General features: G+C 36.0%; 12 protein-coding genes. 1 reads left to right on the top strand and 11 read right to left on the bottom strand.

From position 1 onward, the window contains the following. Positions 1-30: 30 nt before the first annotated feature. The 9 genes from murD to panE all read right to left on the bottom strand — a co-directional run bounded on the left by murD (position 31) and on the right by panE (position 12,495). The gene (gene murD, locus JFT89_RS28695) at positions 31-1,383 is read right to left on the bottom strand and encodes a UDP-N-acetylmuramoyl-L-alanine--D-glutamate ligase (RefSeq protein ID WP_016096207.1); all 1,353 of its coding nucleotides are present in this window, start codon (positions 1,381-1,383) and stop codon (positions 31-33) included. Beyond that, on the bottom strand, positions 1,384-2,358 hold the full coding sequence (mraY, locus tag JFT89_RS28690) for a phospho-N-acetylmuramoyl-pentapeptide-transferase (RefSeq protein ID WP_002146030.1): 975 nt from the start codon (positions 2,356-2,358) through the stop codon (positions 1,384-1,386). It lies immediately after the preceding gene. Positions 2,359-2,380: 22 nt separating this feature from the next. Next, the gene (locus JFT89_RS28685; protein ID WP_002066869.1) at positions 2,381-3,856 is read right to left on the bottom strand and encodes a UDP-N-acetylmuramoyl-L-alanyl-D-glutamate--2,6-diaminopimelate ligase; all 1,476 of its coding nucleotides are present in this window, start codon (positions 3,854-3,856) and stop codon (positions 2,381-2,383) included. Between the two features lie 210 nt (positions 3,857-4,066). Beyond that, positions 4,067-5,983 carry a stage V sporulation protein D gene (locus tag JFT89_RS28680; protein WP_002014741.1) on the bottom strand — a complete coding sequence of 639 codons (1,917 nt, stop codon included), beginning with the start codon at positions 5,981-5,983 and terminating at the stop codon, positions 4,067-4,069. An 81-nt stretch (positions 5,984-6,064) separates the two neighbouring features. Continuing rightward, on the bottom strand, positions 6,065-8,212 hold the full coding sequence (locus JFT89_RS28675; RefSeq protein WP_457550884.1) for a penicillin-binding protein: 2,148 nt from the start codon (positions 8,210-8,212) through the stop codon (positions 6,065-6,067). 22 nt (positions 8,213-8,234) lie between these two features. Beyond that, positions 8,235-8,597: a cell division protein FtsL gene (gene ftsL / locus JFT89_RS28670; protein ID WP_002014745.1), complete on the bottom strand. Its 363-nt coding sequence runs from the start codon at positions 8,595-8,597 to the stop codon at positions 8,235-8,237. 15 nt (positions 8,598-8,612) lie between these two features. After that, entirely contained in the window at positions 8,613-9,545 is a 933-nt protein-coding gene (gene rsmH, locus JFT89_RS28665) for a 16S rRNA (cytosine(1402)-N(4))-methyltransferase RsmH (protein ID WP_002190528.1), read from the bottom strand. A 366-nt stretch (positions 9,546-9,911) separates the two neighbouring features. Continuing rightward, positions 9,912-11,528 (bottom strand): bacillithiol biosynthesis cysteine-adding enzyme BshC, encoded by a 1,617-nt coding sequence (bshC, locus tag JFT89_RS28660; protein WP_002128861.1) that lies wholly within the window; start codon positions 11,526-11,528, stop codon positions 9,912-9,914. A gap of 79 nt (positions 11,529-11,607) precedes the next feature. Further along, the gene (panE, locus tag JFT89_RS28655; RefSeq protein ID WP_201040938.1) at positions 11,608-12,495 is read right to left on the bottom strand and encodes a 2-dehydropantoate 2-reductase; all 888 of its coding nucleotides are present in this window, start codon (positions 12,493-12,495) and stop codon (positions 11,608-11,610) included. Between the two features lie 295 nt (positions 12,496-12,790). On the opposite strand from panE, the gene JFT89_RS28650 reads away from it, so the two are divergent. Continuing rightward, the gene (locus JFT89_RS28650; RefSeq protein ID WP_002014751.1) at positions 12,791-13,264 is read left to right on the top strand and encodes an N-acetyltransferase; all 474 of its coding nucleotides are present in this window, start codon (positions 12,791-12,793) and stop codon (positions 13,262-13,264) included. A gap of 34 nt (positions 13,265-13,298) precedes the next feature. Here JFT89_RS28650 and JFT89_RS28645 read toward each other — a convergent pair whose 3' ends face one another. Beyond that, entirely contained in the window at positions 13,299-13,805 is a 507-nt protein-coding gene (locus tag JFT89_RS28645; protein ID WP_016096204.1) for an RsfA family transcriptional regulator, read from the bottom strand. Positions 13,806-13,934: 129 nt separating this feature from the next. Then, entirely contained in the window at positions 13,935-14,108 is a 174-nt protein-coding gene (gene rpmF / locus JFT89_RS28640) for a 50S ribosomal protein L32 (protein ID WP_001984764.1), read from the bottom strand. Between the last annotated feature and the right edge of the window lie 51 nt (positions 14,109-14,159).

Below are 14,159 nucleotides of genomic sequence, written 5' to 3'. Positions count from 1 at the left end.
GGTGTTAGCCTACTGATGTTTTGATTTACTTTATATAAGTTTATGCACAGCTTGTATAAAAATGTCTCCTCTTTCTTCAAATGTTTTAAATTGATCCCAGCTTGCACATGCTGGTGAAAGAAGAATAACATCACCATCGGTAGAATGAGCATACGCCTTCACTACTGCATCATCTAAAGTATCGACACTTTCAATTACATCTAATCCTGCTTTTTCTGCCGCTCTTACTAATTTTGGTGCAGTTTGTCCAAATGTCACAATCGCTTTGACATGTTTAAAGTATGGAATTAAATCATCAAATTCATTACCACGATCAAGTCCACCAGCCAATAATACAATCGGTTGTGTAAATGCAGATAATGCTTTTTCTGTCGCTAGCATATTCGTCGCTTTTGAATCATTATAAAATTTACGATTATTAATCGTTGTTACATATTCTAAGCGATGTTTTACACCTGTAAAACTTTTTAACACAGCAGTAATTGCTTCATTAGAAACACCTAGTAATTTAGCAATACTCATTGCTGCTAAAATATTTTCTAAATTGTGCTTACCAGGTAAAACAATATCACTTACTTTAACTACTTTTTCGCCTTTAAAATAAAGAGCGTTATCTTTTATATACGCACCATCTTCAATTTCTTTCGTCGTCGAAAATAATACTTTCTTTCCTTTACTATATGCCGATAACGCCATGACATCTGCATCATCTGCGTTAATTATACTATAATCTGTTTCAGTTTGGTTTTTGAAAATATTCGCTTTCGCCAAACCATACTCTTTCTTCGTCCCGTGATAATCTAAATGCGCTTCAAATAAATTTAAAAAGGCTGCAATTTTTGGTTGGAACGATTCCACTCCCATCAATTGAAACGATGAAAGTTCCGTAACGACAACTTCATTTTCCTTCGCCAATTGTGCAACTTCACAAGCTACAGTACCTATATTCCCCGCAATAACTGGGTGCTTTTGTCCTTCTTTTAACATTTCAAACGTTAACATTGTCGTTGTTGTTTTGCCGTTAGATCCCGTAATCCCAACAAACGGTGCTGCTGAAATGCAATATGCTAATTCAACCTCAGTTACAATTGGAATTTGTTTTTCTTTCGCCGCCACTAAGAGTGGATTAGAATATGGAATTCCTGGATTTTTTACGACAAGTGAAATGTTTCTCTCCAGCAATTCTAATGGATGCCCACCACATACAACATCCATTCCTTCCGCTTGTAACTCAGCTGCAAGCACATTACCCGCTAATGGTTTCCCATCATTTACAATGACGTTTGCCCCTAATTTTTTTAATAAAGTAGCTGCTGCATAACCACTTTTAGCAATACCTAATACAAGAACATTTTTATTTTGATATTCAGTTACAGTTTTCAATTACATCCACACCCCGATATAAATTCCTAGCACAGCTAATAAAAATCCTACAGACCAAAACGTTACAACAACGCGCCACTCTGACCAACCACATAATTCATAATGATGATGTAATGGACTCATTTTAAAGACACGCTTTCCTGTTGTTTTGAACGAAATAACTTGGATAATAACAGATAAAGTTTCCGCTACGAATACACCGCCAATAATAACGAGTAACAATTCTTGTTTTAACAAAATCGCTACAGCTGCGATAGCACCACCTAAAGCTAGAGAACCTGTATCCCCCATAAATACTTTCGCTGGATTCGCATTGAATACTAAAAATCCAAGTACAGCTCCTACAACTGCCATACAGAAAATCGCTACCCCAAATTGTTCTTGAGCTACAGCAATAATACTAAATGCTCCGAATGCAATAGCAGCTGTTCCTGATAATAAACCATCTAAACCATCTGTTAAATTAACCGCATTTGATCCACCAATAAGCATAAATAATACAAGAATAAAATATGCCCAGCCTAATTCAAATTTAACATCAGTTCCCGGAATCATGATATACGTGTGAAATGCTTGCCCTTTTCCAATTAAAAAGAACGCAATAGCAATTACAAGCTGACCAATCAATTTTTGTTTTGATGTTAAACCAAGATTTCTTTTCTTTACTACTTTTATGTAGTCATCTAAAAATCCGATTAATCCGTACCCAAATGTAACTAATAATAACAATGATACTTCTGCACCTAAATTGTTAAATTTAATCGCCATAATAAGCGTAGTCACCATCATAGATACATATATGACAATACCACCCATCGTTGGTGTCCCTGATTTCTTTTGGTGTGACTTCGGTCCTTCGTCACGAATACTCTGTCCGAACTTTAACTTTCTTAAAAATGGAATAAATAATGGCGAAAGGGCAACAGAAATTAAGAATGCTACCCCAGCCGTTACTAATAAACCTTGTTCAAGCACATGTAGTCCTCCTCTCATGCTGTTACACTTCGTTGTTTAAACGCTCCGTGATTGCTTCTTTAGCAACTTCACGATCGTCAAAATGATGAACTTCTTTACCAATAATTTGATACGTTTCATGCCCTTTACCAGCAATAATAATAATATCTTCTGCTTTCACTTTCGAGATAGCGGAACGTATCGCTTCTTTTCGATCGACAATTACTTCATAATTATCCCTATTTACATCATTTACCATATCATCTAAAATAGCCTTCGGATCTTCACTTCTTGGATTATCTGATGTATAAATTGCGTGAGTTGCATATTCGGTTGCGACACTTGCCATTATTGGTCTTTTCGTTCTATCTCTATCACCACCGCAACCAACGATACAATATACATCGCCTTTTGCAAATTGTTTTGCTGTTTTTAGTACGTTCTCTAAGCTATCAGGTGTATGCGCATAGTCAACAATAACTGTGTAATTTTGTCCACCATCAACAACTTCAAAACGTCCAGGAACGCCAGCAAGCTCTTTAATTACATCAATAATTGTTTGTAAGCTCACTCCTGAAACAAGACCTGCTGCTGTAGCAGCTAACACGTTGTATACATTAAACTTACCAATTAATTTCATCGTAACATTTACAGTTTCATACGGTGTTACAAGTGTAAATGTTGTACCGCCACTCGTCATTACGATATCTCGTGCCATAATGTCGCTTGCAACATCTATACCGTATGTTACAACAGTAGCTGCTGTACTTCTCATATACTCTTCTGCTACTGGATCATCACTGTTTAATATAGCGTATTTTTCACGATTATGATGATAACTATTGCCAAGCTGTGCGAAAAGCAACCCTTTCGCATGTTTATATTCTTCCATCGTTTTATGATAGTCTAAATGATCTTGTGTTAAATTCGTAAATACTGCAACATCATAATCGCACCCGTGTACACGGCCAAGATCTAAAGCATGAGACGAAACTTCCATTACTGTGCTATCCACACCTTGTTCAACCATTTTTGAAAATGTCTGTTGAAGTGTTAGTGCATCTGGTGTTGTATTTTTCACCTCAAATGTTTCATCACCGATTTTCATATTAATCGTTCCAATTAGCCCTGTTTTATGACCATGTGCGCGCATAATTTCATCCATAATATGCGATGTTGTTGTCTTTCCATTTGTACCTGTAATACCGATTAAATGTAACTTGTGTGTTGGTTGACCATAAAAATAATCAGCTAAAACCGCTAGCGAACGAAAAGTATTTTTCACAAGTACAACTGGAACGTCAACATCAATTGGTCTTTCCGCAACAATAGCAGCCGCTCCTTGTGCGGCTGCTTGCTTAGCAAAGTCATGGCTATCAACCGTATATCCTTTCATACATATAAATAAGCTTCCCTCTTTCACTTTACGTGAATCCGCTTCAATAGATGTTATTTCTGGATTTTCTGTTGGAACAACTGGAAAATCATGCAAACATGATACAAGTGTATGCAACTTCATTTCACTAAACCCTCTCTACATTGTTTATTTATCTCTTATTTTAGCAAGTAACACGTTACCTCCTAGTTATATAAAAATAGGAGGTAAGTGCTACTATAGTCTAATCAATAGATTTATTTATTAATGAGACACTTATCGTCTCAAGTAAAGCAATTTTTCTATAAAGAACTCACTTCCACCAATTGTACCATAAAACACAATCAGTTACCTTTAATTCCCGAAGTAAATTCTAACTTTTGAACCCTCTTTTACTTTAGCTCCTGCTTCTGGTGATTGTTTAATTACTTTCCCACCATCACCACTTATATCAAGCTTCAAGTCTACAAGTTGCGTTTGTAAATCTTTCTTTTTCATACCAATTAAATTCGGAACTTCCACAGTTGGTGTATCGCCCCATTTATATTCTTTCTCAACTTGCTCTTTTCTCGGTTCCACTCCCATTACAGGAAGTGCGTCACGAAGAATATTCCCAACAATAGGTGCTGCTACAACTCCACCAAATTGAGTGACTCCTTTTGGATTATCCACTGCTACATAAACAACAATTTGCGGATCGTCAGCTGGAGCAAAACCGATAAATGATACAATATAGTTATTATCTAAATATTTTCCATCTTTCACCTTTTGAGCAGTTCCAGTTTTTCCACCTACACGATATCCATCAATATAAGCCCCTTTACCCGAACCTTTCGCTACAACATTCTCTAATGCGTAACGAACTTTCTCAGAAGTTTCCTTGGAAATAACTTCCCTTTTCGCAACAGGTGTCTTTTTGCTGACAACTTGATTATTCTTCGGATCAATAAATTCCTTCGCTATATATGGCTGATACAAAGTTCCACCATTTACAGCGGCCGCTACAGCTGCTACTTGTTGAATCGGTGTAACAGAAACACCTTGCCCAAATGAAGTCGTCGCTTGCTCGACTGGACCAACTTTATCTAAATTAAATAAAATCCCGCTACCTTCACCTTGTAAGTCAATTCCGGTCTTCTGTCCAAACCCGAAATTGCGAATGTATTTAAACAATCGATCTTTACCAAGACGATCACCGAGTTCAATAAATCCTGGGTTACAAGAGTTTTGAACTACCTCTAAAAACGTTTGGCTACCATGGCCTCCAGCTTTCCAACACCGCAATCTAGCTCCACCAACTTCAGCTGCCCCATCATCATAAAATGTATCTTTCTCTAAGTCTACCAAATTTTCATTCAAGGCTGCAGCTAATGTAATAATCTTAAATGTTGACCCCGGCTCATACGTACTCCATACAGGTAAGTTTCTGTTATATACTTCCGGAGAAACACTTTGGAAATCTGCTGGATCAAAACTTGGTCGACTTGACATACCTAAAATTTCACCATTTTTCGGATTCATTGCAATTGCTATCATACCGTCAGGATTATACGTTGATTCCGCAATATTCATTTCTCTTTCCATAATCCTCGTAATGCGTGAATCAATTGTTAATCCTAAATTCAAGCCGGCTTCTGGTTTTTTGAAATCATCTCCAACGTTAGGCATTCTCTGTCCTTTCGCGTCTGCAAAAAATCGCACATGACCTTTATCACCATTTAGCTCTTTATCATAATATTTCTCTAGTCCCATAAGCCCTTGATTATCACTGCCCGCAAATCCTAATACGTGTGATAAAAAATTACCGAATGGATAGTACCGGATAGAATCCTCTGCGATGTACACACCCTTTAAACTTAATCCGCGTACTTCTTTCGCTTTGTCATGCGATATTTTCCTTCCGCCTTTATCAAGCCTTACAATCGATTCTTTTTTTGTAATCCGCTTATAAACATCATCTTTTTCCACACCTAATACTGCAGCTAACTTCTCTGCAGTCTCTGCTGGTTTTTCAATTTGCCTCGGCACAACAAAGACGGTCGGTGCACTTTTATTCGTAGCAAGCTCCACACCATTTCGATCTAAAATTTTCCCTCGCTCTGGTTCAAAAGTAATATTACGACTCCATGAATCCTTCGCACGATCCGTTAACATATTCCCAAGAAAAAATTGCACATATCCAAGACGAATATCGATAATGGTGAAAATGAGTATACCCGATATAAGTATAAAAATAAGTCGTTTTCTAACTGTTACATTTGATACACGCATATTGGAACAAGCCTCCCTTACGCCTAGCTTGTTCCAATATATGCTTGTACTTATTTAATTAGAACTTCTTCCCTATTACCATTATGGCTTTTCTGCTTCTTGCTGCGGTTCAAGTGGTGGTACGAGTGTTACACCTAATTCTGTACCAGGTTGCAACAATGTCCCTTCCGCTACACTTTGCTCAGTTACATATCCTGTACCAGAAGGTTTTAAGTTAAGCTTTAATGTTTTTGCTAAATTCATAACATCACGCAGTGCCCATCCCTGTATATTTGGCATTGTAGGTTTATCTCCTACTAAGAAGACTCGATCACCCTTTAATGTTTGTTCAGTTGCTTTTGGCACTTGCTGCTGCACTTTACCTTCACCTAATACGATTGGACGAAGTTTTGCTTTATCAATTGTTTTTTTCGCTTCTTCCATCGTTTTTCCGGTTACATCTGGAACGACAGTTTGTTGTTCTTTCACATATTTTTTCGGATCCTTTATTTCATTTGGCTTAATCTTTAAATACTCTAAGCTATTTTTCGTTACATATTTAAAGATATCAGCTAAAGGTTTAGCCCCATTTTCATCATCTTTTAATTTCGGCTGTTTAACGGCCACATACACAACAAGTTGCGGATCGTCCATCGGTGCCATACCTAAGAATGAGAATATATAATTCTCTCTTCCCGTCATATAGCCACCTTTCCCGTCAGGAATTTGTGCTGTACCTGTTTTACCCCCGACTGAGTACCCATCAATTTTATATGCAGTCCCTGTTCCTTTCGGTGATGTAACAACACGTTCTAGTAATTGCCTTACTTGCGCTGCTGTCTCTTTGGAAACAGGTTTTCCTACTTCTTCTGGTTTATGCTCTAGCTGTACTTTACCTGTTATTGGATCCACAATTTTATCAATTGTATAAGGTTTCATCATTTTCCCATCATTTGCAATCGCTGTTGCAGCTTGTACAAGTTGAATTGGTGTAACTGTAGAACCTTGTCCAAATGCTGTTGTTACTTGTTGTATTTGTTGATCAAATAAAATTGTATTTGACCCTTCACCAAGTAAATCAATGTTTGTTTTTTCATCTAATCCAAAATTATGAATATATTTCCGGAAACGATCTGGACCAAGCTTTTGATCACCTAAAATTGCAAACGCTACGTTTGAAGAGCGCTCTACCCCTTCGTCAAAAGTAATAGAACCCCATCCAGCGCCGCCGTTATGATCTTTTATTTTGCGATTACCTACTTGATATGTACCAGACTGATAAAAGTCTTGTCCCTTGTATACACCTTCATTAATGGCCGCTGCTAATGTGAAAATCTTCATTGTCGACCCTGGTTCAAATGCATTTGCAATGGCATCATTATAAAAATATTTAGTATTCTCTTGGTTCGGATCATAACTAGGTTTACTAGACATCGCTAATATTTTCCCTGTCTTCGGATCCGCAACAATCCCTATTAAATTTTCTGGTTCATAATGTTTACTTGCTTCTTTCATTGCGTCTTCTAAATAACTTTGAATACGTTGGTCAAGCGTTAAATACACATTATCTCCATTTTTAGGTGCCTTTACATTCACTTTCCCACCGTCAAGAGATACTCCTTTACGGTCACCTGTATAAGCTACCTCACCATTAGAAGCCCCTAAATACTTATCCAAACTCTTTTCTAAGCCAAATTCTCCTACTGCGATTCCATTATCATCAGGTCTGGCATAACCTATGACGTAAGATGCGAAATCACCGTTTGGATACACTCTCGCATTTTCGGTAATAAAAGTTATTCCCGGCAATTTCAACGCTTCTATTTGTTCTTTCTTTTCTTTCGTCAAGCGCCTACCCAATGTTCCAAATTCCACTTGACTTCTATCTTTATTTAAAGCAGCTAAGATCGCATCTTCGCCCGTTCCGAGTACTCCAGCGATTTTCTTTGCAGTATCCTCTTTATCCTCAACAGGCTTAGCACCTTTTAATTCCGCTACCATTTTATAGGAATTTGCGTCTTGTGCTAGCACATGACCATTTTGATCATAAATTGTTCCTCGATTCGCTTCGAGAACTCCTTTTTTGCTATGTTTTTGCTTAGCAAGTGTATTTAAATCATGATTATCCACTGTTCCTGTTGCTTGTATGTAAAAAAATCGGGCTAATAATAGAAAAAAGAGCAGGAGGAAAAATATCATAAAATAACCTGCTCCCTTATTGGTATGAAATTTGGTCATATTTTTCTTCATCTTTTCTTCACACCTATTTGCCTTACTTTAGGCCTTTCACATTATTCGCATTAATTTCTAGCCCGTGTTTTTTTGCAACTTCAGCGATACGTTCATAACGACTTAACTTCTCTACTTCAGCCTGCAATTCTTGATTTTCCTTTTGTTTTTTCACAATTTGTTCTTCTATCGTCGCTGCTTCTACATTAACTTGATATAGACCCGCTTTATTCCCAATAAAAGCTACACAAGCATATAATAAAAATCCAATAAACGTTACGTACAATAGCTTTTCAATTCTTGTAATTTTCGTTTTAACTTTTGGCTTAACCATCTGCTGTGGCGGCGCTTGAATTTGTACTTCTTCTTGCGCCTGTTGTTTATACTTTACAGCTAAATTAGTCATACCTCTCTCTCCTTTTTATCGTTTTTCAGCGATTCTCAACTTCGCAGAACGCGCTCGATTATTTTCTTCTAATTCAATGTCAGAAGGTAAAATCGGTTTCCTTGTAATAAGCTTTAATTTCGGCTTAAATTCATCCGGAATAATCGGTAGTCCCTGTGGTAATTGCGGCGTTGTGCTATTTCGCTTAAACGTCGTTTTACAAATACGATCTTCTAAAGAATGGAATGTTATAACACTAACTCTTCCACCAGGCTTGACCATATCAATTGCAGATTCCAACGCTTCTTCAAATACTTTTAATTCATCATTTACAGCAATACGAATCGCTTGAAATACTCGCTTCGCAGGATGTCCACCTGTTCTACGTGCCGGAGCTGGAATACCTTCTTTAATTAATTCCACTAATTCTCCTGTCGTTTCAATAGCCTTATTCTCGCGATAAGCTTCAATTTTCCTTGTTATTTGCTTTGAAAATTTTTCTTCTCCGTATTGGAAGAAAATTCTTACGAGTTGTTCATATGACCAGCTGTTCACAACATCATATGCTGTTAATGGGGCATCTTGATCCATCCGCATATCTAACGGTGCATCATGATGATAACTAAAGCCACGCTCTGGTGTATCTAATTGTGGGGATGAAACACCTAAATCGAATAAAATCCCGTCTACTTCTGTGATACCTAATTCATGTAGTTTTTCAGATAAATAACGGAAGTTGCTCTTCACTGTTACAAATTGTTCACCATAAGAAGAAAATTTTCCCTTCGCATTTTGAATCGCTATTTCATCTTGATCAAATGCTATTAACTTTCCACCATCTGTTAGCTGAGATAATAAATAAGAACTATGTCCTCCTCCACCCAGTGTACAATCTACATATGTACCACTCGGTTTTATATCTAAGCCATCTACTGTTTCTTTCAAAAGTACTGTTACGTGTTTGAACATTGCTGCACCTACTCTTTTTCCAATTAATTATGTTAAATACATTTCTCACTCTACAAACACAATTTACTACTAGAGGATGAAACGCTACTAAAGAACGACTCATTTAACTTCCAACAAGGTAGTACGCTATACAAATCGCTATTTTATTTTATTATATACTAAATTTTATCATTTTTTGCGGGAATTTAAACAAAAACCTGTCGAAAACGATAATAATCCGTTTACATTTTGTGCTATTTTGTCATATATATATACCTGATACATAGCGATTCATTACATTAACATAAGATGGATAATTCAGAAATATTTCACTTCACAGTTAATTCAACAGAATAAAAATAAAATCCTGCTCAAAAGAGCAAGATTCTATAGTTTTATTACATGATGTTTTCCATCCCACGAAAAAGATTGTTCCATTACCCGGTCAACAAAATCAAGGCCGAACTGATTTAAATAATAACACACATTCCACACACGTTCTTGCGGTGCTCCTAATGGACGAAGCGCAAATTGTAAACGGCGGAATTTATTCAGTTGAACCTCATGTTTCTTCTCAACATTTCTTTTCAACATTTTTTCTAACAGTTCAATTTGCTCATTAATTTTCAGTTCATTTTTCCCAGCAAACTCATTTAACCCTGGATCTATTTTTTTCACGAATTGTTGTAATGATGTATGAATATCCATTATTTCTTTTTTCGCTTCTATAAATCGCTCGTCTATCGGTTCCTCTATTTGATTAGAAAGCCAATTGTCACGCAGATTATCTATATTATTTAGAAATGGATCAATTTCTTGCAAATCTAAATCATATAAATCTGTCGCTATATCTCGCTCCATATAAGTAATTGTAAGCCGCGGAACAACAGGTGGCATTTGGAAACCTGCCGTATGAAACACTTGTTGCAATTCACTCCAATAAGCTAACTCCCCCGGACCACCAATAAACGCTAACGTAGGAAACACATATTCTTGCATAAGAGGGCGCGTTACAACATTATTACTAAAACGTTCTGGACTTCTTTCCATCTCTTCCATCAATTCTTCATACGAAAATGAATGCACTCCATCTTTTCCAATAAACTTCCCTTGATTCTCTTCAAGCAATACTCGCTCATTATCAATTTCCATAAATATATGCACTGCATTTGTCTTCGTTTCAATAATCGGTTTAAATCCTAATTCCTTAAGTACTTCCTGTTGATTACGAAGCCCTACTTGAATTTCTTTATATTTACTTATAATTTGTTGTAAAAACGGCACTTCTAATTTTCTTAATGCAGGATGATGTGAATCTACAAGAATTAAACCAGAATTTGCGAACATTTTCGTAATAAGGTGCGCAAAGAAATCTACATATGTATGCGATTTACCTAAAGCATCATCAACAAATTGTAATACATCCTTTGTAAAATTCGTTTCCGGATATGTTTTAAAAATCTCTTCGACCCATTTTCTACAGTCTTCAATAGAAAACTCAGACTCAGAAGCACTCGCCTTTTTCGGATAACGATCATGAAAAATGGTCTTTTTTATTTTTTTATTTTTCGTTACAAATGTATGATTAATTTCATCCATATCATGGTCTTCACCAGCAATCCAAAAGACAGGAACAACCCGAACCCCTAAGCTCTCTTCTTTTTCTTTTGCAAGCTGTAAAATTGAAATGATCTTATGAACTGTATAAAGCGGACCAGTTAATAACCCCGCTTGTTGTCCAGCTATAACTACATATGTATTTTCATCTTCAAGCGCTTTTATATTTTGAATTGTAAATTCTCCCGCTTGCAATTGTGTATTATATTCTAATAAATGCGTTACTAAATCTTGACGGAAAAACTCTCTCTCACGTAAATCATGTAAACGCTGTTTAAAAGCATCCTCTGTTAACAGATAATCAAAACATGACTGTATCTCTTTTTTACCGTTCATATAGTCCGCTACAACACCTTGTAGTGGAACAGAGATTTCTTTTATCTCCATATAATTCTTCCTTTCGTATCCTGTTCTCTCACCAACCCACATTGTATTCAATGTTTCACGTAAAAGCAAAGAAAAACACTTATAATTCCATTCCTTTTATTGCATTGAACAAAAATCGAAGTGTCGGAACAGATTGTTGTTGTTCCTTAGCTTCTTCTAATACATATCCAACAATCGCATTAACTTCCGTTTGTCTATTCGCTCTTACGTCCGCTAACATAGATGAAGTATTATGGGATGTTTTTTCACATACTTGGCATACCATTTTCCATAGCATTTCCTTATCTTCTTCTTTAACAAGAAATGTAACTTCCTGAAATACTTGCTCCATCATTTGATAAAAAAGCGGGTTTGAAATTAACTCCCCGTTCTCAACCCGCAATAATGCCGTCAACGGATTAATACATACATTGACTACTAATTTATTACGCATAATCCCCTTCCAATCATCTTCTATCTGAATCGGAAAATAATCAAAAGGAAAACAATTAAATACCTTTGTAAAACAACTAGATTGACCACGCACTACACCAAACTTTGTAACACCTATTCCAGTATGACGAACTGTATGTCCATCCTCTTTTTTTGCACCATGTTCCACAATCCCGACTGCTATACGTTCATTTCCTATTTTTTGCATAACGTGAAGATGTGACATTCCATTTTGCAAAAAGATTAATGACGATTCTCCCTGCACAAAAGGTAATATATCAGTTACATGATATTGCTTTACAGCAATAAATATATAATCTAACTGTTTATCCGGCATACTTTCTATCGGTAAAATAGATGGAAATACCGTTTCACGTTCTCCATTCCTAATACAAGTTACACCCGTTAAGTTTAATTCTTCTGCTTGCTTATCGTTTCTTGTAAACAACGTAACATCTTGATTACTTTTTTGTAAATAAAATGTATATAGGAGACCAATAGCTCCCGGTCCAACAATTCCAATTTTCATCTTCACACAAAGAACTCATATTAACAAGTGATATAAGTTCCCTTGCCTTTCCCCCTTTATATCTTATTAAATTACAATTACATAGTTGAGGATTCAATTATCTTTTAACAAATGCAACCTCTTCTTTCACTACGTATATACTACCTATATACATAGTTCTATTCTTAGTTTAGCAAATCCTCAAAAAAATAATGAAAGAAATATTCTATCTTCTTCATAAAAATTTAAAAATGAGTTATAATATTATTATAAATATTTTAACTTTTCTGCATTCAACAAGATAAGAAAAGGACGTGATGTAATGGGATTCCCAAAAGTTGAACGCTTGCTCATCAATTATAAAACATTAGATGAATTTAAAAAATTTAAAGGGTGCGGAGCTCAAGAACTATCCATGTTGGAAGAATTACAAGCAAACATTATTGAAAATGATAGTGAGTCTCCATTTTACGGTATTTATTATGGAGGATCGCTAATCGCACGTATGAGTCTATATATGAAAAGGAACGGCGGGGAACCATTTGAAATTACAGGTACTTACCTAGAACTTTATAAACTTGAAGTATTGCCGACTTTTCAAAAACAAGGATTCGGACAAATGCTTGTTAATTATGCGAAACAACTACAATTCCCAATTAAAACGATAGCACGTATCCAGTCATCTGGTTTTTGGGATAAATTAAGTTTCCAGCCAGTATCAGTAACTGATGGTGATTTTTATATTTGGCATCCAGAAACAAATTCGAATGCGATTACAAACGAAGAATCTGCATAAGAAACAAAAAAAAACAGCTGTTACGCAGCTGTTTTTATTTCTTTAATTTTTCTAATTCTCCATTCGAGCGAGCGCCATTTCTTTCCACTACCATTACACTTCTTTTTTGATCGATATAATCAAGTAATGTTCTATATTCTTCCTCATATACTGATAATCGCTCCAGAAGACGTTCTTTCTCTGTTTGTAACGATTCAATTTGTTGTTGCAACACCATTAAAGAGCTTTCATCTTTATAATTTCGCAAGAATTCAATAACATCATTCAATGTAATTGATGTAGGCTCTAATACCTTTGTCTCTTTCACTTCATAATTTTCTACTTTACGAAGTTGCTTTGCTTCTTCAATACGTTCTTTGTATTGCTTTCTAACATAAGAATTCCACCTAAATCCACATGCTGCTGGTGTGCGAGACAAATGTCTCCCCACTTCTTTAAAGGCAGAAAGTTGCGTTCCACCTTCTTGAATATGCCGGAGTACTACTTCTGCCAGAAGCAAATCTTCATCATCAGTCCAAGCATCTTGTCTTGTTGTCGCCATCTCTCTAGTCCTCCCTATGCATTTTTTATTAAGCATATGCAGTTACTAGAAAAGATAGAATACAACAAATAAAGAATAAGACAAAAAAAATAAACGTAGAAGATATCTTCTACGTTTATTTTCCCGCAATTACTTGCTGATTACTTCTTTACCTTTGTAAGTACCGCATGCTTTACATACACGGTGAGCTAATTTCGCTTCACCACAGCTTGGGCACTCTACCATACCAGGTACTGATAATTTGAAATGCGTACGACGCTTTCTTTTTACTGTTTTAGAAGTTCTTCTAAAAGGTACAGCCATTCTTCCCACCTCCTTAAAAGAAATAGTTATTTTCATATGAAGGCCTAAACC

The sequence above is a fragment of the Bacillus sp. TH25 genome, from assembly GCF_016650935.1.
Taxonomy (GTDB): Bacteria; Bacillota; Bacilli; order Bacillales; family Bacillaceae_G; genus Bacillus_A; species Bacillus_A mycoides.
Note: the sequence above shows the minus strand (reverse complement) of the source record. Positions and strands in the feature narration are given on the sequence as shown.

Coding starts and splice junctions, on each gene's coding strand:
- bshC (WP_002128861.1), bottom strand. CDS start 11,528: ATGGAGATAAAAGAAATCTCTGTTCCACTACAAGGTGTTGTAGCGGAC.
- rpmF (WP_001984764.1), bottom strand. CDS start 14,108: ATGGCTGTACCTTTTAGAAGAACTTCTAAAACAGTAAAAAGAAAGCGT.
- ftsL (WP_002014745.1), bottom strand. CDS start 8,597: ATGACTAATTTAGCTGTAAAGTATAAACAACAGGCGCAAGAAGAAGTA.
- JFT89_RS28645 (WP_016096204.1), bottom strand. CDS start 13,805: ATGGCGACAACAAGACAAGATGCTTGGACTGATGATGAAGATTTGCTT.
- JFT89_RS28650 (WP_002014751.1), top strand. CDS start 12,791: ATGGGATTCCCAAAAGTTGAACGCTTGCTCATCAATTATAAAACATTA.
- JFT89_RS28675 (WP_457550884.1), bottom strand. CDS start 8,212: ATGAAGAAAAATATGACCAAATTTCATACCAATAAGGGAGCAGGTTAT.
- rsmH (WP_002190528.1), bottom strand. CDS start 9,545: ATGTTCAAACACGTAACAGTACTTTTGAAAGAAACAGTAGATGGCTTA.
- JFT89_RS28685 (WP_002066869.1), bottom strand. CDS start 3,856: ATGAAGTTGCATACACTTGTATCATGTTTGCATGATTTTCCAGTTGTT.
- JFT89_RS28680 (WP_002014741.1), bottom strand. CDS start 5,983: ATGCGTGTATCAAATGTAACAGTTAGAAAACGACTTATTTTTATACTT.